This window comes from Ruegeria sp. R13_0, from assembly GCF_017743995.1.
Classification (GTDB): Bacteria; Pseudomonadota; Alphaproteobacteria; order Rhodobacterales; family Rhodobacteraceae; genus Ruegeria.
This window is the reverse complement of sequence record NZ_JAGHRB010000008.1, coordinates 102,491-124,442: the sequence shown is the minus strand read 5'-3', so window position 1 is coordinate 124,442 and position 21,952 is coordinate 102,491. Positions and strand designations below refer to the sequence as shown.

Genomic DNA, 21,952 nt, shown 5'->3' with positions numbered 1-21,952 from the left:
CTACTCCAACACCGTGACGGTCAACCCGTCCCGACCGCGCAGAGGGACCAATACATCGACAAGACGTTGCGCCGAGGTATCAGCGTCGAGGCTGATCAGAACCTGCCCGGTTTCAACTTGCGTCAGCAGATCATCCAACGTGATCGAGGCCCCGTTCAGAACCAACCGATCCGGGCCAAGCTGCAGGAACACTCTGTCCGCTGGTGCCGTACCCGCGCCACTGCCAGCCGCCGCTTGGGTCAATTCGATCTCAGCAAATCGCGAGAAGGTGGATGAGAGCATGAAGAACAGCAGCAACAGGAATATGACGTCGATCAGCGGCGTCATCGACAAGGGGCGTCTGGCAAAGGGCGCCGTGTTACGCATGTTCGGGGGCGGCGCTCGGGGTCTGTGCCCCAGCCGTTGTCTGCAGCGCGTGACCGGGCACCAGAATGGTCCGCAGCGCTTTATCTGCGAACACCCGCTCACGCGAAGTGCGGCTTTCCAACCAAGACAGAACCATCGAGGTCGGCATCGCCACCGCAAGTCCTACAGCCGTTGTCACAAGGGCGACCCAGATACCACCGGCCAACAGCGACGGGTCCACCGAGGAACCGGCGGTTTGCAGGCTCTGGAACGCGTTGATCATGCCAAGCACCGTTCCGAACAATCCAAGCAGCGGGGCAAGCTGCGCGACCGTGTCCAGTAGTCGAAAGCCGCGCTCCAACCCGGCAAGGGCAAGACCGGCCTCGGCATCGAGGCGGTCATCCACGCCCGGGACATCCACCCCATCCATCGCGGCGCCAACGATCGGTGCAAGGTAGCTGCTGCTGTCGTTCAGCCGAGTACGCGCTGCGGCGCGATCCCCTGCATCCCAAGCGGCCAGCGCCTCGGACAGAACCTTGTGGCGACCAACACCACAAGCCGCGAACTGCCACAATTTATACAGCGTGACCGAAAGCGTCAGAACTGACATCACGATCAAGATACCAACGACCGGCCCGCCAAGCGCCAGAATTTCACGCAAAGTGCCCAAGATGTTCATCCCAAAAGCTCCACTTTGACCCGGCTGCTGAGGCTGAGCTTATCGCCACAGATAGTGCTTTCCGCACCGTCGACCACGCATGTATTTGCACCGTTGATCAAGGCGCGGCCCACTTGCGCGCAATCCCTTTCGGGCAGATCAAACTGCCGCACGCGCGGTCGATCTGCCGGAAGATCTCGGAAATCGAACAGGGACAGGCTAACCACGCCGCCTTCGGTGTCGAAGATCACGGTCTCGAACACGGCTTTGTCGATTGAGACCCCAGTTCCGTTTTGCACCAAAAACGTCAGACGGCAGGCATTGCCCACATTCTGTGCTGTGTTCAATTCGACGGACAGCGCCTCAGACGGCGCGCTGTCTGATTGCGCCCAACTGACGGCTGGCAGCACGGCCGCGAGCAATGCCGCAAAAGCGGTGCGATGAAACGACATGGACGGGCTCCTGCTGTTTTCTTGCCATTTGAGACCTCATACCCGAGGCTGCGAACAGGTAAAAGGGCCGCTCGGGCTGTCGTCAATCAACGGGTGGTCCCAAGTTGGTGAGGATCATGTCGTCTGCCAAGGGGTTTGATGAGGTTTGAGAGGCAGCGACACGGTATGTTTCCTTGAAGATCAGCGATAGTGACGCTATATACTGTCAAAGTTACAGGATTGGAGGGTGGCATGCAGATTGCTCAATTCGCCGAAGGCGGGCTGTTTGAGCCTCGGAAAATCGCGGCGGCCCTGCGTACATCCGCCGAAGAGGTCGCCTTGACCGTGGGGTTGGGCAAGGATGCCCTGCAACGCCGCACGCGTATTCAATCCGACAAGACCCAACGTCGCCTGCGCGAACTGGTCGAGGTTCTCAACAAGGTGCAACCGCGTTTTGGCTCGGATCTGATCGCCTATGCCTGGTATCGCTCGGAACCCCTGCCCGGCTTTGACGGGCGTACCGCCATGCAGCTGGTGCAGGAGGGCAAGGCGCAGCAGGTGTTGGAGTACATTGATGCCGTCGATGCCGGTGTCTATGCCTGATGCCGCTTGACGAGGGCCGGTATCGCGGGCCGCTTTTTCGAGCATTAAACCCGGTCTACGCGCGCGAACCTCTCTCGGGTCGCGGGGCAGAGAAATATGGTGGTCGGTTCAACGCGAAGGGTACACCTGCGCTCTACACGGCGCTGGACCCGGCCACGGCCCTGCGTGAGGCCTATCAGGTCGGGGATTTGCAGCCGACAATACTGGTATCTTACCACGCGGATCTGGGCCCGATCTTCGACACACGAGACGAGGCCGCCTTGGCCCAATACGGAATGACCGCGTCCGTACTGGCCGATCCCGGTTGGCGGTCGGCCATGCTGGACCGTCGCGCCGTCCCGACGCAAGACTTGGCCGCGCAATTGATCAAGGACGGATTGGTCGGTTTGCTGGTGCGTAGCTTCGCACCAGGGACGACACCGACAAACCTCAATCTCGTCCTCTGGCGGTGGAGCAGTCCGGATACGCGGCTGACCGTTGTGGACGACGAGGATCGACTGGGCAGGCTATAGAGCGCCAATCTTACTGTGCAGTCCAAAACCCATGCGCTAAGGTGACGGTATGACTCGGTTCCGATTTTTGCTGGTTTGCATAATGACCTGTCTGGTTCTGGCGACAGGCTCGGCCCGGGCGGCCGATCGTGTGGCCCTGCTGATCGGCAATTCCGACTACCGCGCCCCGGATATGGCCTTGCGCAACCCAGTCAACGATGTTGAGGCCTTAGGCGCAGCGCTACGAGAGCTTGGCTTTGCCGTGACCGAGGCCACCGATCAGAACGCAGCCTCGATGGATCGGGCCGTCCAAGCCTTTGGGCAGGCGGCACAGGGCGCTGAAATGGCTGTCTTCTTCTATGCCGGACACGGGGTTCAGATCGGCGGTCAGAACCACCTGATCGGCACCGAGTTTTCAGGGAATGACCTAACCGCCCTCAGCCGGAGTTCGATCACCATCGACCGCGTGCGCGATGTACTTGCCAAGGCGGGGCCGGATGTCGGCATCCTGCTGCTGGATGCTTGCCGCAATAACCCGTTCTCGGAGAAAGGGATGGTCGAACAGGGCCTCGTCCGCATCCGGGGCGGTGCAGGTTTGCTGATCGCCTATGCCACTGACCCCGGCAACGTGGCGTATGACGGGCTGGGCGACAACAGTGTCTTCACCTCGAGCCTGCTGGATCATATTGCAACGCCCGATCTGGATGTGCGGCTGATGCTGGGCCGGGTGCGTCAGCAAGTGGTTCTGGACACCGAAGGCCGCCAGATCCCATGGGTCGAAGAATCCGTTCTGGATGAGCATAGTTTCGCGCCGGGCTTGTCCTCGGCCAGTCCCACGGACGCTTTTGAGGCCGACATGGCCCATTGGCGGAGCATTTCCGCAAGCAGCGATCAATCTGACTTCAAGGACTATCTGCAAACCTATCCCGACGGCCTGTTCGCCGCTTTCGCGCGTGACCGGATTGAGCTGTTGAGGAAAACCGCAACCGCCCCAGCCGCGCCGATCAGCGCCACGCTGGCTGCCGCGGAACCCGATAAGCTGGCCGCGGCCCTTTCCACCCTTGGGTTGATGCCAGATGGGCCAAGCCGCAATCTGGAACCGGCCCTCGATCAGTACCGCCGTCGCTTGCCGCTGCAGGAAACCGCAACGCCAGAGCGTCTGTTTGAAGACGCCGCCGAAGTCTCAGTCTTTCTGGCCGCCACGACGTTGCAGAGTCTGCGTACCGATATTGTTGCACTGCGCAGTGTCGAACGCACTCTGGCCGTTGCTGAAAATGCCTTGGGTCAGATCGAAGAGATCGCCCGCTCGGACCCTGCCGCGCTGCCGGTACTGCAACAGGCCCGCAATGATATCTACGACATCTATCGCTCACGCGGTGTCATTCTAAGGCGGCTGGATCAAAGCCGCAGTTATTACGATGAACTTTTGACCCGCGCCGTGGTGTTCTTTCCATCCGAGCCAGGCGCAGATTTCTTTGACGCTGCGGCGACTTCGCGTAACCTCGGGCAAGCACATGCGCGCCTGAGCGAGGATGCCGCATTGTTTCTGCGCCATGTGGCGCAGGCAGAAGATAGTAAAAAAGGGAGTTACCAATGGCTGGCAGATCTAATTCCACCCGGCTGATCGCCGCCGTGTTAGGGGCATCGTTGGTTCTGTCCGCCTGCGGTGGCGGCAGCGAGCCGGAAACGCTGAGATCAGTAGGCGCTGGCTCAAGCCAAGCCGAGGCCGATCTGGCAAAGCAAGCCGCAGCCTTACAAAAGACGATCTTGCAAGGGGCGATCGCAGGCGGTGTCACGGGGGGAGCGATCGGCTTTGGGCTGGGCGGTTCTGACGACGTGGGCGCAGGCATTGCCCTAGGATTGGGTGCTGGCGCTTTGGCAGGCACCTATGTGGCCTATGTGCAGCGCAGCTACGCCGGGCGCGAAAGACGGCTGCGTCAGATCAAATCCGATCTGGACCGGAATGCTGCCGAAATGCAGACCACGCTGAACGTGATGAACGAAGTTCTGGTGGCTCAAAAGGCTGAATTGGACGCACTGAACGCTCGCGCCGCAGCGGGAACCGTAGATCAGGCCGAGTTGCAACGAGAGCTGACCGAGGCCAATGGCAATCTGAAACAGATGGAGCTGGCCATTGACGGGGCAACCAAACGGCAGGCGGAATTTGCCGAGGCGCGCAGCCTGACGATCAAGCGCCGCCAGACCACCTCGCCTATTGACGGTGATCTGCAGGCGCTTTCCAACCAGATTTCGCAGATGCGCGGAATCGCCAGCGATCTGGCGTCGTCGCTGTGACAGGGCAGAACATGATCACACGCATTGCTCTGCCTTGCTTTCTTTTGGCCGCCTGCCAAACCACGACAGACCCGGCGGACGGAGGTTTCTTCGCCGGAGTATCGGGCATTGCGACCGGAGCCTATGATGATCGGATAGAAGCCGCCGAGGGTGATGTGGCGACAGCTCAGGCCCGCAACGACGCATTGGCCGCGCAGATCAGGTCCTCGGAATCGGAACTGGCGCAGCTGAAATTGAAAATCCTGCAACAGCGCGATGCCATCGGCGGTGGAGATCCCGCCACAGCCGCCAGAATCGACAGGGTGCTGAACGCAAAGCCCCAAGGCACCACTGCCGAGGCGCAATTGCAGGCCTTGCAGCGCAGCATTTCCGACGCCCGCGCGCTAAGTGCGGATTTGGCGCGGCTGTCGGGATAAGCCCTGCAGCGAAGTTCAGGTTTTTACGTCGCTGAAAAGCCGCGATGTCGCAAATGCGCTAGCAGTAACGTAAAAACCGCCCGACAATTCCTCATGACTTGTCAGTGCATCCCAACTCGTATGGATCGCCGGGCCACCGGCTGCAACTTGGTGGCACCGGGTCGGTAACAAGCCGAACGGGCGCTATGCCCAAACTGTTACAGACGACAACGGACCCCTCCATGACAACTGCTCTGCGCCTCGCCATAGATATTGGCGGCACGTTTACCGATACCGTCCTCGTTTCAGGCGATGAGACGATACTGGCCTCGACCAAAACCCTGACCACGCACCAAAATCCGGCCGAAGGCGCAATGGAAGGGGCGCTGCGCGTCATGGAAAGCGCGGGACGGTCCCTGGCCGAGGTGACCGGTTTCATCCACGGCACCACACTGGCCACGAACGCTCTGATCGAGAGGCGCGGGGCCACCGTGGCAACCGTCGCGACAGAAGGCTTCCGCGATATCCTCGAAATCGCCTACGAACGGCGCTATGCGCAATACGATATCAATCTGGAAAAGCCCGACCTTCTCGTCCCGCGTGAACGCTCTCTGACCGTTCGAGAGCGAATGTCCGCGACCGGTGAGGTTCTGATCGAACTGGAAGACGGCGCTATTGACGCGCTTCTGGCTGAAATCGACGCCAGCGGGGCGGATGCGGTTGCGATCTGCCTCATGCATTCCTACGCGAACTCCATGCATGAACGTCGGCTGCGCGATGCTCTTGCCGAACGACGCCCCGATCTCACCGTGTCGATCTCATCCGATGTCAGCCCCGAGGCGCGCGAGTTTGACCGGCTCTGCACAACGGTTGCCAACGCTTATATCCAACCCCTGATGGAGACATATCTGACCCGCTTCGTCGAAAAATTCGAAGCCGAAGGGGTCACCTGCCCGATCCTGATGATGACCGCTGGTGGAGGCATGTGCACCGTCCAGACGGCCATGCGTTTCCCGATCCGGCTGGTCGAAAGTGGCCCTGCCGGAGGGGCTATTCTAGCCGCGCGTATCGCTGCTCGGGCCGGGTTGGATCAGGTTTTGTCCTTCGACATGGGTGGCACGACCGCCAAGCTCTGCCTGATCGACAACGCTCGACCTCAAACCTCGCGCCAATTCGAGATCGCGCGGGCGGAACGGTTCATCAAAGGCTCAGGTATGCCGGTACGCATCCCTGTGATCGAGATGATCGAAATCGGCGCGGGCGGAGGTTCCATTGCCGGGGTGGACCGGCTGGGCCGTCTGACGGTGGGGCCAAAATCGGCAGGCTCGGAACCCGGCCCGGTGGCTTTCGGGCGCGGCGGGACCGAGCCGACTGTAACCGACAGCGACATCACTCTGGGCTACATCGTGCCCGACACTTTTGCCGAAGGGTTCATCAAGATCGACCCGGAGGCGTCAAACGGCGCATTGCAAAGTGTAATCGGCACGGCGCTTGAAACCGACGCGACAGGGGCCGCTGACGGGGTCAGCCGCATCGTAGATGAAAGCATGGCCAGCGCAGGGCGGATGCACGCGGTGGAGTCGGGCAAAGACCTCGGGCCACGCACCATGATCGCCTTTGGCGGTAACGGCCCGCTACATGCCAGCCGCGTGGCCCGATCTGCGGGCGTTAACCGCATCGTGGTGCCTCCAGATCCCGGTGTTGGCTCAGCCGTGGGCTTTCTATTCGCGCCCGTGTCTTTTGAGATCGTGCGCTCGTACTATTCTCTACTGGGTACGTTGGATTTCAAGGCGATCAACGACCTTTTTGGCGACATGATTGCCGAGGCCAGCGCCGTCGTTGCCCAAGGTGCCGGAGATGCACCGACCGAAATCCGACGCTCAGCCTTCATGCGCTATAGCGGTCAGGGGCATGAGATTGAGATTTCGCTGCCCGATCGCACACTTACCACCGAAGACCTCGCCCCGCTGACCGAAGCGTTTGAAACCGAGTACCGCAAGCAATTCTCGCGCCCCGTGCCGGGCATGCAGATCGAGATCCTGAACTGGGCCGTGCAAGTCGCGACTCCGGACGCTGCCGTTCCTGATCTGCCTGCCACCCCGGGGCTGACCACCATGACGCCTTTAGAAGCCCGACCCATCATTTGTGATGTAGACGGGCAGATGAAACAGGCTTGTTTTGTGGCCCGCGCCAATCTCAAACCCGGCGACCGCATCTGCGGCCCTGCGTTGATCCATGAACCACAAACGACAACACTCGTCTCAGCCGATTTCTCGGCCCATGTGGATGCCATTGGAAACCTCGTCCTGACCCGGAACCAGAAAGGAGGCACGCAATGACCCCTGCCCGACTACAAGTGATGTGGAACCGGCTGCTGGCGGTTGTCGAGGAACAGGGCCAGACCCTGATCCGCGCCGCCTTCAGCCCTATTGTAAGCGAATGCGGCGACATTTCTGCCGGGATTTTCGACGTGAATGGCCGGATGCTGGCGCAAGCCGTGACAGGCACGCCGGGCCATATCAACACCATGGCCGAAGCGGTGCAGCACCTGCGCGCCACTTTCCCGGTACAAACGATGAAACCGGGCGACATCTATATGACGAACGATCCATGGCTCGCCTCGGGTCACTTGAACGACTTCCTGCTGATGATGCCTGCGTTCAAGGATGGCAAGGTCGTCGGCTTCACCTCCTGCACCTCGCATCTGGTTGATCTGGGCGGGCTTGGAATGGGGCCTGAGGGTTCGGACATATACGACGAGGGCCTGCTGATCCCGCCTTGCAAACTGGTCGAAGAAGGAACCCCCAATGCACTGCTTCTGGACATTATCCGCGCCAACAGCCGTGAACCCGTGGCCAATGAGGGCGACATCTACGCCCTGATCGCCTGCTGCGAGGCCGGAGTGAACCGGCTGGTGTCGATGATGGAGGAATTCGGTATCGCCGATCTGGACGCGCTGGGGGCCTATATCATCGACACCTCGCGCCGGGGCACTCTGGCCGCCATCGCCGAGGTGCCTGCTGGCGTCTACAAGAACGTCCTGAAGATGGATGGATATGAGAGTGAATTGGAACTGCACGCCACCCTGATCGTCAGCGCCGATGGGATGCATGTGGATTTCACTGGCACCTCCGGCTGTTCGCGCAAGGGCATCAACGTGCCGCTGAACTATGCCACTGCCTATACAGTTTTCGCCCTGCGCTGCATTGTAGGTTCAGACATTCCCAACAATGCAGGCTCACTGGAGCCGTTCACCGTCGACGGCCCTAAAGGCTGTATCCTGAACGCACAGCGCCCTGTGCCCGTGGCCATGCGGCACACACTGGGTCAGGTGACCCCTGATTTGGTTCTGGGCTGCCTGCATCAGGCCCTGCCCGATCAGGTCCCGGCAGAAGGCGCATCCTGCATGTTCGACCTGCCCATGCGCCACGCACCCGAAGTCGCCCGTGACGGAGGACGCGAATTCGCGGTGGAGCCTGTGCACAACGGCGGCACGGGCGCGCGACCTCATGCGGATGGGTTATCGGCAACCGCCTACCCTTCCGGCGTGTTTGGCAGCCAGGTGGAGATCACCGAAAGCGTCGCCCCCGTCACGATCTGGCGGCGCGAGCTTCGGCCGGACTCGGGCGGTGCGGGCAAGTACCGCGGCGGGTTGGGGCAAAGGATTGAGATGACCTCGGCCAACGGTGCGCCCTTCATCGTGTTCCTGTCGGTCGAGCGGCTGAAATTCCCCGCGCTTGGCCGGATGGGTGGCCAACCCGGAGCACCCGGGCGCATCCGGTTCCGCGACGGCGACGCTGACATCCCCGGCAAGGGCGAGCTGAGGGTGGAAGACGGCGATTACCTTATCTTTGAAACCCCCGGAGGAGGAGGCTTCGGCGATCCGACAGACAGGCACCCGGATGCGCTGGCACTGGATCTCAAGCGCGGCCTGGTCAGCGCCGAAGGGGCCAAAGCATACGGAGGTGGCTCATGATCCGGCCCGTCCCTCATGTTGGTGCCCTAGCCGCCTATGCACTGGCCGATCTTGGCGGTCCTCAGACGATTTCACTGGCCCAGAACGAAAGCGCTTTTCCCGCCAGCCCAGCCGCCATTGCAGCCGGACAGGCCGCGATGGCAAACATGCCACTCTATCCTGATCCGGAATGGCCGGACCTGCGTTTGGCGATAGCCGAAGCGCATGGGCTGGACCCGAGCAACATCCTTTGCGGCGCGGGATCGATGGAGCTGATCGGTTGCCTGATCCGCGCCTACGCCGGGCAAGGAGACCGCGTGCTGGGCACCGACTACGGCTACGCCTTTGTCGCCTCGGCAGCCGCGCAGGTACAGGCGGATTATGTCAAGGCGCGCGAGGTCGATTTGACTGTTTCGGTGAATGACATCCTGAGCGCAGTCACTCCAAAAACCCGCATCGTCTTCGTCTGCAATCCCGGCAATCCGACCGGAACGGTTATCCCGAACGCTGAGATTGTGCGCCTGCGGACCAGCCTTCCCAAGAACGTTCTGCTGGTCGTCGATCAAGCCTACGCCGAGTTCTCGGATGCCGAACATGATCCGGCAGAGATATTCGCTATGATTCAGCGCGGCGATACGTTCATCACCCGGACGTTTTCCAAAGCCTATGGGCTGGCGGGCGCTCGGGTCGGGTGGGCCTATGCTCCGCCCGAGATTGGAGCAGAGCTGCGCAAGCTGTTGAACCCAAACAATGTCTCGATCCCCTCGCAGGCAGCGGCTGCTGCGGCGATGCGAGATCAGGCGCATATGCGAGAGGTTGTGGCAAAAACTGCCGAAATCCGTGATGCGTTCATCGAAGATTGTCGCTCTATGGGGTTAACCGTCCCGCAAAGCCACACAAATTTCGCCTTGCTGCGTTTTGCCTCAGTCGATCAAGCGCAGCGGGCCGATGCCGCTTTGCGCGCAGAAAACTTGCTGATGCGCGGGATGGGCGGCTATGGCCTAGGCGATTGCCTCCGCGCCACGATTTGCACACCAGACGTGATGAACCGCGCCCGCGATGTGTTGGAAGGAGTTCTGAAATGACCGAGACCCGAACTGCGGCCAAGATCGGCGTTCTGGTGCCTTTCACCAACACAAATCTAGAGCCGGATCTTGCGTTGATGCGCCCGCCCAACACCACGCTGCATTTTCAGCGCATGGGTGGGTATGACGTGGACGAAATCCCCGGCTCGGATCAGATGGCCGGTTTGGGCGCGTCGGATATCAGCCATGATTTGCGGATGATCTCCGGCGTGCGGCCCGACATCGTTCTGTACGGCTGCACCTCGGCCACGCTGACCCACGGCCCATCTTTCGACGCAGAGTTGGCCGAGCAGATCAAATCCGGTGCCAATGCCAAATCAGTCACAGCCGCTAGTGCTCTGATCGCGGGCATTCAGGCGTTTGGGGCCCGCAAAGTCGGCTTTTCGTCGCCCTATCTAGGCGAGATCAATACGCAGGCCATCGCGTTCATGGCCCAAAATGGGATTGAAACGGTTAAATGCGCCGATGTGGGCCGGGAACTGGGCAATTACGGTCAGGGAGAATTGACCCCGGACGAAGTCTTTGACCTCGCCTGCCAGGCCGACCACTTGCAGGCCGAGGCGATTGTTCTGAGTTGCACCGATATGCGGTCCGTTGAGGCCATCGAGCGGGTTGAATCCACGCTGGGCAAACCCGTCGTAACGTCCAACCAGGCGATGATGTTCTGCTTGCTGCGCGAACTCGGGCTACCACGGCATCATGGGCTGCCGGGGCGATTGTTCAACTGCATTTGAGGGACTAGGAACCGGGTGGAGCGTCATAAATCAACGCGCCAAGATCCGAGAAAGTCGATACCGGATTTCTCAGCCCCAGAACGGCGTCGCGTATGGCAGAGGCTCTTTTCTCGCCAAGCGAGGGTGTTGCGAACTCCATGAATTTCGCGGCCACTTCGGCCTGATCCATAGGAGCCTCGGGGCCGCCGCGCGCATGAACGTCGCCAGTCTCCAGCACCCGCCCGTCGTGCAAGCGGATCGTGACATCGGCAATACGACACTCGGGGAAGCGGGCCGAGTGCCGCTCGTCTTCGGCAACGGAAATACGCTCCAACAAAGAGGCCACCAAAGGATCGGAAAGACCCGCGCCCGATATATGCTCAACCCCGATCCTCCCATAGGCCATCATCACTGCAACCGCGAATGGCAGCGAATACTGTGCCTTTGAGGTGTCGTCTGGCATGCCCTGAAACAAACAGGCGCTCTCGCGGAAGGTATTGACCTGGACCGAGGCGATGTCTTCATGGCTCAGATCATGTTCACGCATGAGCTGCCGGACAGCGTCGATCGCGGCGTGCGCCCAACGGCAGATCGGGTAGGGTTTCACATATTGATGCTGCATCTGCCAGAACTGACCAAGGTCCTGCCAGTAACTCGAGACCTTTTCGGCTTCGATTGTGATTGCGGGCGCGCCTGTAAAGCCTTTCTCGGCCAGAACGGCCGAAGACACGCCCACCAAAGCCCCCCAACCCGAGCCATCATGCAACATTGTGGGGTTGGCGATCTCGCGCATCATTTGGCTGCGGGGGCCGTGATATTCGGCGATGCCCATAGCCTGCCGCAATTGGTCCACTCCCAACCCACGCATCCGAGCAGCGACAGCGACGACACCCAAGGCGTTCCACGCCCCCGAAGTGTGATAGTCGCTGACCGTATCATGCAGAGAAATCCCCGCGCGCCCGGCGACCTCATATCCGATGGTGACAGCAGTCAGAGCTTCGGGGCCCGAGAAATCCTGAATCGTTTCCGCAAGCGCGCATAGCGCCGGCACGACAGCGACACCAATATGCCCTTTGGTCGGGTTGTAACCGTCATGCCCATCCAGATTGTCAGTCTGCGTCGCAGCGGCATAGGCAGACCCGGCCGCGCTGACCCGGCGGCCATCAAACAGCATCCGCGCGCTGAGCGCCGGATCACCTGCCCCATAGAGCACAACAGCGGTTTCTCGGGCGATTGACCCCGCCGCCATAGGACCCGACGCTATCGTAATGCCCAGCGTGTCCAGCAGCATCAACGCGGCGGAGTTCAGTGTTGCATCAGGGATATCCTCGGGTGTCAAACCAAGGGTGAAATCAGCAACTCTTTGGAAGGTATCTGTCACGGCCTGCTCCTAGCTCAACACCTCTCGAGGCAGGTTAGGAGGTTTCGAATGGGATGGCACGAAAACAATTGAGAACGAACGGTCCGGCGTTCTAGTGCCGGACCGCCCCATGTTTAAAGTCCGAGGATTACTGCCCCATCGGATCAACCAGCTTGTTCAACACACGGTCTTTTGTGACCTGACCGATGATCGCCCCGTTCTCGATCACGCCAACCGGTGCGTTGTTCTGGTCGAAGCCCTGGATAACGTCGCGAATATCCGTATCCGCATCAATCGAGCGATCCGGCGTACCGGTTGCAGGCTCCATCACGTCCCGCGCGCGCAAAACGCCCAGTGGGTTCATATGCGCGACAAAGTCGGCCACATACTCGTCCTCAGGCTTTGAGTAGATCTCGGATGGGGTGCCACATTGCACGATGCGACCGCCCTCCATGATGGCGATGCGATTGCCGATCTTGAAGGCCTCATCAAGGTCATGGGACACGAAGATGATGGTGCGTTTCAGCTTTTCCTGAAGGCGCAGCAGCTCATCCTGCAGCTTGGTCCGGATCAGCGGATCGAGGGCCGAGAACGGCTCATCCATCAGCAGGATCGGTGCTTGGGTGGAAAAGGCGCGGGCCAGACCGACGCGTTGTTGCATACCGCCCGACAGCTCTCCGACCTTACGATCCGCCCAGTCGGACAGACCGACCAGAGCAAGCTGCTCATCGGTGCGCTGCAACCTCTCAGTGCGGGACATGCCCGACAGCTCCAGCCCCAGCCAGACGTTTTCGCGCACAGAGCGCCATGGAAGCAGGCCGAATTGCTGGAACACCATGGCAATATGGTTCTGCCGCATCCGGCGCAGGGTTCGGGCGTCGGCGTTGGTGACATCCACCATCTCCGATCCGTCCGAGACCCGAACCGCGCCGCGGATCACCGGGTTCAACCCGTTCACCGCCCGCAACAACGTGGATTTGCCAGAACCGGACAGCCCCATCAGCACCAGCGTTTCGCCCTCATGCACGGTCAGCGAGCAATTGTGGACGCCCAGCACCTGCCCGCAGGCCTCTTTCACGGTTGCGCGGTCTTTGCCTTCGTCCATGAAGGGTAACGCACTTTTGGGGTCGTTGCCGAACGCGATTGAAACATTGTCAAATTCAACTGCGGTCATGGATCAATGCTCCACTCTGAGGACGCGATCGAGGATGATCGCTACAACAACGATGACAAAGCCGGATTCGAAACCAAGGGCCGTGTTCACCTGATTAAGAGCCCGCACAACCGGCACACCCAAGCCGTCAGCGCCAACCAGAGCGGCGATCACAACCATCGACAGCGACAGCATGATGGTCTGGTTCAGACCGGTCATGATCTGCGGCAGTGCGTAAGGCAGCTCGACCTTCCACAGGGTCTGGGATTTGGTCGCGCCAAAGGCCTCGGCCGCTTCAAGTAGCGGGGTCGGCGTCGAGGAAACACCCAGATGTGTCAAACGGATCGGAGCGGGCAAAACGAAGATCACGGTTGCGATCAGGCCCGGCACCATGCCGATACCAAAGAACACGATCGCGGGGATCAGATAGACGAAGGTCGGCAGGGTTTGCATCAGGTCCAGCACCGGTCGCATGCCGACATAAAGCTTGGGCCTATGCGCCGCCGCGATGCCAATAGGCACGCCAATTGCCATACAGACCAGACAGGCGGATAGAACCAGAGTCAGGCTCTCCGTCGTTTCTTCCCAATAACCCTGATTGAGAATGAACAGGAACCCCAGCGCCACAAACAGGCAAACCTTCCAATTCCGCTGCAACAGCCACGTGATGCCTACGAAGACGCCTACAACGATCAAAGGATGCGGGGTTTGCAGCACCCACAATATGCCATCAATCAGCGCCTCAAGAACCCAGGATAACCAATCGAAAAATGGCTCCCCTATTTCTTGGAGCCATTCAAAAACCGCTCGGGCCGTCTTGCCGACGGGTATCTTGTTGTCGGTCAGCCAATCCATCTGTCTGCCTTTCAGAGTATTCCGGGCCTGAGATCAGGCCACAAAAAAGCCCTCCGCCACAGACACGCGGCGAAGGGCGTTTAAGGTTATTGACCCAGTGCTGCGCTTACTGCGGCGACTGCGTCACCACCGTCACGGGTCGTGACACCGTCCAGCCATGGGGTATAGGCATCCGGGTTGGCTTTCAGCCATGCGCTGGCTGCGTCTGCCGGGTCTTCGCCACCATCCAGAATCGCGGCCATGATCTCGTTTTCCATCGCCAGCGAGAATTTCAGGTTGTTCAGCAGCGCGCCAACATTCGGGCATTCCTCGGCATAGCCTTTGCGGGTGTTGGTGAACACGGTCGCGCCGCCGAAGTTGGGGCCAAAGAATTCATCGCCACCGGTCAGGTACGACATCTCGAAATTGGCGTTCATCGGGTGCGGTTCCCAACCAAGGAACACGATCGGATCGCCTTTGCGCGAGGCGCGATCCACCTGCGCCAGCATGCCCTGCTCCGAGCTTTCTGCGACTTCGAAACCAGAGAGGCCAAACGAATCGCCATCGATCATGGATTGAATCAGACGGTTGCCGTCATTGCCCGGCTCGATTCCGAAGATTTTGCCGTCCAGAGCATCGGAGTGTGTTGAAATATCAGCGAAATCCTTGATGCCCAGCTCGGCGGCTGCGGCGTTGACGGCCAGCGTGTACTTGGCGCCTTCAAGGTTCGCGCGCACGGTTTCAACTGTTCCCGCCTCGCGATACGGCGCGATATCGCCTTCCATGGTCGGCATCCAGTTGCCCAGGAACACGTCGATATCGCCTTCGGCCATCGAGGTGTAAGTCACTGGAACGGAAAGAATCTTGATCTCGGTATCATAGCCCAGAGCGTCAAGAATGGTTGTCGTTGCGGCAGTGGTCGCGGTGATATCGGTCCAGCCGACATCCGAGAATACGACCTCGTCGCAATTGGCCAATGCCGCCCCGGCAGATGCCAGAATGGCAAGGGTTGAAATGGTTGTTAGGGCTTTCACTGGAGCCTCCCTGTTTTTTTGATTGACTGGTTAGTTAGGAAAAATAAATGACACATAGTCAAGTCTAATTGTTCACATGCAGCCAGATTCAGGCAACAGTTTCTGTCGCGCGCTGAACAATTCACGGATTGCGTGGCATGGATTTCAGTTTGGCTGCGTTCGGGTTGTGGCGCAGGTTTGAAGTGCTGTTGCCCCATTGGGCTGGCATGTCCTAGTTTAATATGACACGCGCATGCAATCCGTTAGCAGGCCGCCCAAGGAACCCTTGGGCACAGCTGATAAAGTGTTACGGCCCCATCGAAAGAAGGAGCCGCCGAGAGGGTTCAGACCCCAAATTTGCTTACTTGCCTTTCCACACAGGATCACGCTTTTCCGCGAACGCGCGCGCGCCTTCCAGCTGGTCCTCACTGGCATAGAGAGTATCGACGGTACGCAGCTGCCGTTTGGTAATACGGTTCATGGCGTCCTGAAACTTGCTGTCTTCGGCATCGCGAACGACCTCTTTGATCGCGGCATAAACCAGCGGTGGGCCCGAGGCCAACAAGCGGGCGAGTTCCCACGCACGATCCATCAGCTGATCCGCGGCCACGATCTCATTCACCAATCCCCAGCGGTTGGCCTCTTCCGCGTCGAACCAGCGGCCCGTCAGTAGCAGCTCCATCGCGATGTGGTACGGGATACGTTTTGGTAATTTGACACTGGCCGCATCCGCGACGGTGCCCGAGCGGATTTCCGGCAGCGCAAAACTCGCATGGTCTGCGGCGAGGATCATGTCGGCGGATAGCGCAAGCTCCAGCCCTCCGCCACAGGCAATGCCGTTCACGGCTGCGATGACGGGCTTGTTCATGTCGCGCAATTCCTGCAGGCCACCAAAACCGCCAACGCCATAGTCCCCGTCCACCGCATCGCCATCGGCTGCGGCTTTCAGGTCCCATCCGGGGCAAAAGAACTTCTCTCCCGCACCTGTCAGGATCGCGACGCGCAGCTCCGGGTCGTCGCGGAACTCGGCGAAGACGTCACCCATGATCCGGCTGGTGGCCAGATCAATGGCATTGGCCTTGGGCCGGTCCAACGTGACCTCAAGGATCGCGCCGTTACGGCGGGTTTTGATCGGGTCCATATCTCAGGCCTTTCTGATGAGAGCATCCACGGCGACCGCCTTGTCGGGCGTGCAGAGGAGCGGGTTAATTTCGACCTCGCCAAGCGTGTCGGCGTTTTGCATGACATAGGCCTGAACGGCCTCAACAGCGGCCACGATGGCATCCATATCAGCCGCCGGTTGACCGCGATAGCCAGCCAGAAGCGGTGCAATCTTCAATTTACCCAAAGCGCTGCGGATATCATCGGCAGAACTGGGCACCAGCAGGGAGGCGGTATCGCGCAGCACTTCGGTCAGCACACCGCCTGCGCCCACGGTCAGGACAAACCCATGCGCCGGATCGCGCACCACGCCCACAAGAAGCTCGGCCACTGTTCCGGTGATCATCTCTTCAATCAGGATTTCAGGGGTGCCGACATCTGCGGCGACATCGGCCACGTCTTCGGCAAGAACACCCAATCGCACGGCCGCGTGTTCTGATTTATGAGCCAGCCCGACGCCCTTGACCGCATAGGGCGCGACCATGTCCTGAACGGCAGCGCGCGCCTGATCAGCACCTGTGACTGTACGGTTCTGCGGGATACGCAATCCGTGCTCGGCCAGAACGCGTTTGGACTCGCCTTCGGTGAGTGTCCGACTAGCCTCGGCCGTTCCGGGCAGTGTGACCGGTTTGTCCGAAGGGGCTGTGATCTGGCCCGCCGCTTCGGTTGCTGCAAGGGCTTCGCGCAGCCCCATGAAGGGCACCACGCCGCCGTCCATAAGCTCTTGCGCCACATCTTCGGGCAGCAATTCCGGCAGTGTCGCGGCAACGGCAAATCGCGCGCCGGTCTCCGCACGCACTTTCTTCGCCGCACGCGAGGCGTAGGCCCAGTCGCTCGCATCCGTGGTTGGATAGTCGAGGATCGAGAACGTCAAATCGATGTCATCGCCCGTCATCCCGGCCCAGGCCTGCGCCATCGCCGCTTCATCCCGCCAGATATAAGTGTGGTAGTCCAGTGGGTTATTCAGCGCCACCATCGGACCGAGTGCTTCGCGCAGGTGGGCTTTCTGACCGTCGCTCAGACGCGGGAAGGACAACCCGGTTCCAACGGCCATGTCAGCGATCAGGCTCGCCTCACCACCGGAACAGCTGATCGAGGCAATGTTGCTGCCCGGAAGCGGGCCACAGCAATGCAGCAGTTTCAGTGTTTCCAGAAAATCGGGCAAGGCCGACAAGCGTGGAATGCCGAGACGCTCCAAAAGGGCCTGCGCACCCGCGTCGCTTCCGGCCAGAGAGGCGGTATGCGACACGGTCGCGGCCTGCGCCTGTTCGGACGCGCCGACCTTAAGCGCCACAAGAGGGATACCTTTGGAGTGGGCCTTCTGCGCCAGAGCCTCCCATTCGCGGACGTCCTTGAAGCCTTCGATATGCAATCCGACAGCAGTCACACGCGGATAGTCCAGCAAGGCCGAGGCAATCTGCGCCTGACTGGTCTGCGCCATGTTCCCACAGGTCACCATATAGGCGATGGGCAGCGCGCGTTTCTGCATGGTCAGGTTGATCGAGATATTCGAGCTTTGCGTCAGGATCGCGACGCCAGAGTCGACCGGCTTTGCCCCGTGCTGGTCGGGCCACAGCAAAGCCCCATCCAACGCGTTGATGAAACCATAGCAATTGGGTCCCAGAATGGGCATGTCGCCCGCAGCTGCCACCAATTGTGCCTGCAGATCGCCGCCTGCGTCATCCTCGGCCACGGCCTCAGAAAAGCCAGACGCAAAACACACCGCTCCACCGACGCCGGTGGCGGAAAGGGTGCGAACGGCCTCAATCGTGGCATGGCGGTTGATGCCGATGAAAACGGCATCTGGCGGTGCAGGCAGATCTTCGAGGCAGGCATAGGCCCGATGGCCAGCGATCTCGGTCGCTTTGGGATGAACAGGCCAGATCTGACCCGCATAGCCCATACGTTCAGATTGCAGAATGACCTGCTGACACCAAGCACCACCGCCGATCACGGCGATGGATTTCGGGCGCAAAAGCCGGGTGAGGTCCTTGGTCATCGTCAGGCGCCCAAGGGACGCAGAAGATCGCGGCTGATGATGTGACGCTGGATTTCGCTGGTGCCATCCCAGATCCGCTCGACCCGCGCGTCGCGCCAGAAACGCTCGATCGGGAAGTCGTCCATCAGACCCATGCCGCCATAGATTTGCAGCGTCGCGTCGGTGACCCGCGCCAACATTTCCGAGGCATAGAGCTTAGCCGAGGCGATTTCGCGGTTCGAAGGCAGGTTTTCGTCCAGACGCCAGGCAGCCGACAGAGTTAACCAGTCTGCGGCATCAATCTCGGTGATCATGTCGGCGATCTGGAACCCAATGCCCTGGAATTTACCGATGGGCTGACCGAACTGTTTGCGCTCGGCGGCATAGTTCAGCGCATAGTCGAAACAGCGCCGCGCCCGACCGACCGAGAAGGCCGCAACCGTCAGACGGGTCGCATAGAGCCACTCGTTCATGACAGCGAAACCACCATCGACCTCGCCCAGAACCTGCGCGTCCGGCAGGCGGCAATTGTCGAAATAGAGGATGTAGTTCTTGTAGCCCTTGTGGCTGACCGAGTTATACCCTTCGCGCACCTCAAACCCGGGCGTGCCGCTATCCACCAGGAAGGTTGTGATGCGCTTTTTAGGCCCTTTTGGTGTCTCATCCACGCCTGTCGCAATGAAGACGATGAAGAAATCCGCGTGTTCCGCGCCCGAAATGAAGTGTTTGGAGCCGTTGATGACCCAATCGCCTCCATCCTTCACAGCCTGACACTTCATGCCCCTGACGTCCGAGCCCGCATCGGGTTCGGTCATCGCCAGCGCATCCATCCTTTCTCCACGCACAGCTGGCAGCAAATAGCGTTCGCGCTGTTCATCATTGCAGGCCATCAGAATGTTCTGCGGGCGGCCAAAGAAATGGGTCAGAGCCATCGAGCCACGACCCAGCTCGCGCTCGACCAGCGTAAAATCGAAATGCGAAAGGCCTGCGCCGCCGACCTCTTCGGGGAAGTTGCAGGCATAAAAGCCCAGGTCGATGCATTTCTGTTTGATCTCTTCGCCCAGCTCATGCGGCACCTGACCGGTGCGCTCGACCTCGACCTCATGTGGGTAGATCTCGTTTTCGACAAAGCTGCGGACTGTCGAGACGATCATGTCCTGTTCTTCGGTCAGACCAAACTGCATGGCGCGATATCCTTGGATGGGTGATTGACGCAGGAAATGAGATTCCTCATGGTCACGGCATGCAGTTTTCGCCGCATATCATGCAAAGTTAGTAAAATATTGAACCACAGATTTAACATCCTGCTGTTCGATGGGTTCTCGAACCACTGCCTCGCCAACATGGTCGAGCCTCTGCGGGCGGCCAACACTCTGTCCCGGCAGTCTTTGTATGAGTGGCGGTTCTGTTCCGTTGACGGAGACCCCGTCCACAGCTCCAGCGGGCTTGCGGTGACACCGGATGCCGCCCTGACCGACCAGCGTGGGGATGTTCTGGTTGTGATGCCCTCCTACGGGTTCTTGCAATTGGGCACGCCCCCGACGCTGCGTGCCCTGCTGGCGGCTGCAAAAAGGCACGCACAGGTGGCCGGACTGGATACCGGTAGCTGGTTGATGGCGCAGGCCGGGTTGCTCGATGGGCACCGAGCGACCATTCACTGGGATGAGCTTTCCCGATTTGAAGAAGGTTTTCCCGCCGTGGACGTCGTGCAAGAGCGCTACGTCGTTGATGGCAGGCGTCTGACCTGTTCCGGGGCGATGGCGGCGTTTGATCTTGCCCTGGCACTTATCCGCAAGGATCACGGCCCGCTTTTGTCGATGGAGGTCGCCCATCTGTTTATGAGCCGTGGCCGGAGCGACCACTATGCCTTACCAATGCAAACCGAAGACACTCTGGTGAATCGCGCCCTGGCCATCATGCAAGCAAACCTTGAAACACCGCTGTCGATCACGCAGGTCGCGCGCAAAGCGGGGTGCACTCAGAAACGGCTGGAAATGCGCGTTCAGGCGGACCTGAAAACCACACCGCAGGCGCTCTATCGTCGGTTGCGTCTGAACCTTGCGCGCAGGCTGACCGAAGAGACCGAGCAATCCATTGCCGAGATCGCCAGCCGGTCGGGCTATGAAAATGCCAGCGCGATGACCCGCGCCTTCAAGGCGGAGTTCGGGCAGACCCCCTCGGCCTTCCGCAACAGGGTTTAGCGGGGCAGCACAGGAAATACGCGCGCATAGTTCGACCAATTCGAAATTCCGCGCGAAACTGACAGGATTGACGATCTGCGAGAAATACAGAATTTTGACGCGTCACTCTACGCTGATCGGTGTCCAAAGCAAGAAACAGCGCGCACCCTCTTCCGGACTTGCCCGGCCGAGCAAAGAACATACCCACAAAAAGGAACACATCCCATGCCTCAGACCGCCGACACTAACCGCCGCATCGTTCTGAACGAACGCCCCAAGGGGGAACCCGATGAAAATACGCTGCGGCTTGAGACAACGGATATCCCTACTGCGGGCGCAGGCGAGATGCTGATCCGCACCTGCTACCTGTCGCTGGATCCGTATATGCGCGGGCGGATGAATGACGCAAAATCCTATGCCGAGCCTGTGGCGATTGGCGGGGTCATGACCGGACAAGTTGTGGGAGAGGTTGTGACCTCGAACCTCGATGGATTCGAGGCGGGTGACTACGTGCTGTCGGGAAGTGGCTGGCAGGACTACGCGATCTCGGACGGGACCGAGGTCATAAACATGGGCAAAGCGCCGCAAAACCCGTCCTGGGCGTTGGGTATTTTGGGTATGCCCGGCTACACCGCCTATGCCGGGTTGCTACAGATCGGCGAGCCCAAGCCCGGAGAAACCGTGGTCGTTGCCGCCGCATCCGGCCCTGTCGGAGCAACCGTCGGGCAGATCGCCAAGATCAAAGGGTGCCGGGTCGTCGGTGTTGCGGGCGGGGCCGAAAAATGCGCGCATGTGGTCGAAAATCTGGGCTTCGACGCCTGTATCGACCACAAGGCCGCCGACTTCGCCGATCAGTTGCGGGCCGCCTGCCCGGATGGGATTGATGTTTACTTCGAAAATGTCGGCGGCAAGGTGCTATACGGTGTCCTGCCCCTGCTGAACGCGTTTGCGCGCATCCCGATCTGCGGCGTGGTCTCGTGGTACAACCTGCCCGGCTTGCCGGATGGCCCGGATATGGGGCCTGCGATCATGGGCACGCTGCTACGGATGAAGGTTAAGGCGCAAGGGTTCATCATCTTCGACAGCTTCCCGGCCTCGCTCTACAAAGAGTTCGTCAGGGAAATGACAGGCTGGATTCAGGACGGATCGGTCAAATATCGCGAGCACATGGTCGAAGGGTTAGAGGCCGCGCCCGAGGCGCTGAACCAACTGCTGCGCGGTGAGAATTTCGGCAAGATGGTAGTGAATGTCGGGGCCTGATTGCTCCGGCCAGCCCCTAGATAGCGCCCCACTCCGAACTAA

General features: G+C 60.1%; 21 protein-coding genes. 11 read left to right on the top strand and 10 right to left on the bottom strand.

The features are described 5' to 3' along the window. Genes J7394_RS12240 through J7394_RS12230 form a run of 3 tightly spaced genes read right to left on the bottom strand, consistent with a single transcriptional unit; the run spans window position 1 to window position 1,455 of the window. Complete coding sequence (locus tag J7394_RS12240; RefSeq protein WP_247748191.1) at window positions 1-366, bottom strand: biopolymer transporter ExbD; 366 nt, start codon at window positions 364-366, stop codon at window positions 1-3. Further along, on the bottom strand, window positions 359-1,024 hold the full coding sequence (locus J7394_RS12235) for a MotA/TolQ/ExbB proton channel family protein (RefSeq protein ID WP_209253365.1): 666 nt from the start codon (window positions 1,022-1,024) through the stop codon (window positions 359-361). Before J7394_RS12235 ends, J7394_RS12240 begins: the two co-directional genes overlap by 8 nt. Further along, window positions 1,021-1,455, bottom strand: a complete 435-nt coding sequence (locus J7394_RS12230) for a hypothetical protein (protein WP_209253363.1) — start codon at window positions 1,453-1,455, stop codon at window positions 1,021-1,023. The genes J7394_RS12235 and J7394_RS12230 overlap by 4 nt, the downstream gene beginning before the upstream one ends. 231 nt (window positions 1,456-1,686) lie before the next feature. Here J7394_RS12230 and J7394_RS12225 point away from each other — a divergent pair, with 231 nt between their 5' ends. From J7394_RS12225 to J7394_RS12185, 9 genes are all read left to right on the top strand, one after another. Further along, entirely contained in the window at window positions 1,687-2,037 is a 351-nt protein-coding gene (locus J7394_RS12225) for an MbcA/ParS/Xre antitoxin family protein (RefSeq protein ID WP_170378480.1), read from the top strand. Beyond that, entirely contained in the window at window positions 2,037-2,549 is a 513-nt protein-coding gene (locus J7394_RS12220) for an RES family NAD+ phosphorylase (protein ID WP_209253361.1), read from the top strand. The genes J7394_RS12225 and J7394_RS12220 overlap by 1 nt, the downstream gene beginning before the upstream one ends. A 49-nt stretch (window positions 2,550-2,598) precedes the next feature. Continuing rightward, window positions 2,599-4,152: a caspase family protein gene (locus J7394_RS12215; protein WP_209253359.1), complete on the top strand. Its 1,554-nt coding sequence runs from the start codon at window positions 2,599-2,601 to the stop codon at window positions 4,150-4,152. Then, complete coding sequence (locus J7394_RS12210) at window positions 4,122-4,823, top strand: hypothetical protein (protein WP_209253357.1); 702 nt, start codon at window positions 4,122-4,124, stop codon at window positions 4,821-4,823. Before J7394_RS12215 ends, J7394_RS12210 begins: the two co-directional genes overlap by 31 nt. Window positions 4,824-4,834: 11 nt before the next feature. Continuing rightward, window positions 4,835-5,239 carry a hypothetical protein gene (locus tag J7394_RS12205; protein ID WP_209253355.1) on the top strand — a complete coding sequence of 135 codons (405 nt, stop codon included), beginning with the start codon at window positions 4,835-4,837 and terminating at the stop codon, window positions 5,237-5,239. 221 nt (window positions 5,240-5,460) lie between these two features. Continuing rightward, window positions 5,461-7,557: a hydantoinase/oxoprolinase family protein gene (locus J7394_RS12200; protein WP_209253353.1), complete on the top strand. Its 2,097-nt coding sequence runs from the start codon at window positions 5,461-5,463 to the stop codon at window positions 7,555-7,557. Next, entirely contained in the window at window positions 7,554-9,194 is a 1,641-nt protein-coding gene (locus J7394_RS12195; protein WP_209253351.1) for a hydantoinase B/oxoprolinase family protein, read from the top strand. Before J7394_RS12200 ends, J7394_RS12195 begins: the two co-directional genes overlap by 4 nt. Then, window positions 9,191-10,258 carry a histidinol-phosphate transaminase gene (locus tag J7394_RS12190; protein WP_209253349.1) on the top strand — a complete coding sequence of 356 codons (1,068 nt, stop codon included), beginning with the start codon at window positions 9,191-9,193 and terminating at the stop codon, window positions 10,256-10,258. Before J7394_RS12195 ends, J7394_RS12190 begins: the two co-directional genes overlap by 4 nt. Then, window positions 10,255-10,992: an Asp/Glu racemase gene (locus tag J7394_RS12185; RefSeq protein ID WP_209253347.1), complete on the top strand. Its 738-nt coding sequence runs from the start codon at window positions 10,255-10,257 to the stop codon at window positions 10,990-10,992. Before J7394_RS12190 ends, J7394_RS12185 begins: the two co-directional genes overlap by 4 nt. A 4-nt stretch (window positions 10,993-10,996) precedes the next feature. Here the strand turns inward: J7394_RS12185 and J7394_RS12180 are convergent, their stop codons facing one another. The 7 genes from J7394_RS12180 to J7394_RS12150 form a co-directional block, all read right to left on the bottom strand. Then, the gene (locus tag J7394_RS12180; protein ID WP_209253345.1) at window positions 10,997-12,352 is read right to left on the bottom strand and encodes an MmgE/PrpD family protein; all 1,356 of its coding nucleotides are present in this window, start codon (window positions 12,350-12,352) and stop codon (window positions 10,997-10,999) included. Between the two features lie 127 nt (window positions 12,353-12,479). Further along, complete coding sequence (choV, locus tag J7394_RS12175; RefSeq protein WP_209253343.1) at window positions 12,480-13,505, bottom strand: choline ABC transporter ATP-binding protein; 1,026 nt, start codon at window positions 13,503-13,505, stop codon at window positions 12,480-12,482. A 3-nt stretch (window positions 13,506-13,508) separates the two neighbouring features. Beyond that, the gene (gene choW, locus J7394_RS12170) at window positions 13,509-14,339 is read right to left on the bottom strand and encodes a choline ABC transporter permease subunit (RefSeq protein WP_209253341.1); all 831 of its coding nucleotides are present in this window, start codon (window positions 14,337-14,339) and stop codon (window positions 13,509-13,511) included. Window positions 14,340-14,425: 86 nt separating this feature from the next. Continuing rightward, the gene (gene choX, locus J7394_RS12165) at window positions 14,426-15,352 is read right to left on the bottom strand and encodes a choline ABC transporter substrate-binding protein (protein WP_209253339.1); all 927 of its coding nucleotides are present in this window, start codon (window positions 15,350-15,352) and stop codon (window positions 14,426-14,428) included. A gap of 340 nt (window positions 15,353-15,692) precedes the next feature. Next, window positions 15,693-16,472, bottom strand: coding sequence for a carnitinyl-CoA dehydratase (locus J7394_RS12160; RefSeq protein ID WP_209253338.1), 780 nt, complete (start codon window positions 16,470-16,472; stop codon window positions 15,693-15,695). A gap of 3 nt (window positions 16,473-16,475) precedes the next feature. Beyond that, the gene (locus tag J7394_RS12155) at window positions 16,476-18,491 is read right to left on the bottom strand and encodes an acetate--CoA ligase family protein (protein WP_209253337.1); all 2,016 of its coding nucleotides are present in this window, start codon (window positions 18,489-18,491) and stop codon (window positions 16,476-16,478) included. A gap of 2 nt (window positions 18,492-18,493) precedes the next feature. Next, the gene (locus tag J7394_RS12150; RefSeq protein ID WP_209253336.1) at window positions 18,494-19,654 is read right to left on the bottom strand and encodes an acyl-CoA dehydrogenase family protein; all 1,161 of its coding nucleotides are present in this window, start codon (window positions 19,652-19,654) and stop codon (window positions 18,494-18,496) included. 99 nt (window positions 19,655-19,753) lie between these two features. Between J7394_RS12150 and J7394_RS12145 the strand changes: the two genes are divergently transcribed. Next, window positions 19,754-20,671, top strand: a complete 918-nt coding sequence (locus tag J7394_RS12145) for a GlxA family transcriptional regulator (protein WP_247748190.1) — start codon at window positions 19,754-19,756, stop codon at window positions 20,669-20,671. Between the two features lie 204 nt (window positions 20,672-20,875). Continuing rightward, window positions 20,876-21,910 (top strand): NADP-dependent oxidoreductase, encoded by a 1,035-nt coding sequence (locus J7394_RS12140; protein WP_209253334.1) that lies wholly within the window; start codon window positions 20,876-20,878, stop codon window positions 21,908-21,910. Window positions 21,911-21,952 lie beyond the last annotated feature (42 nt).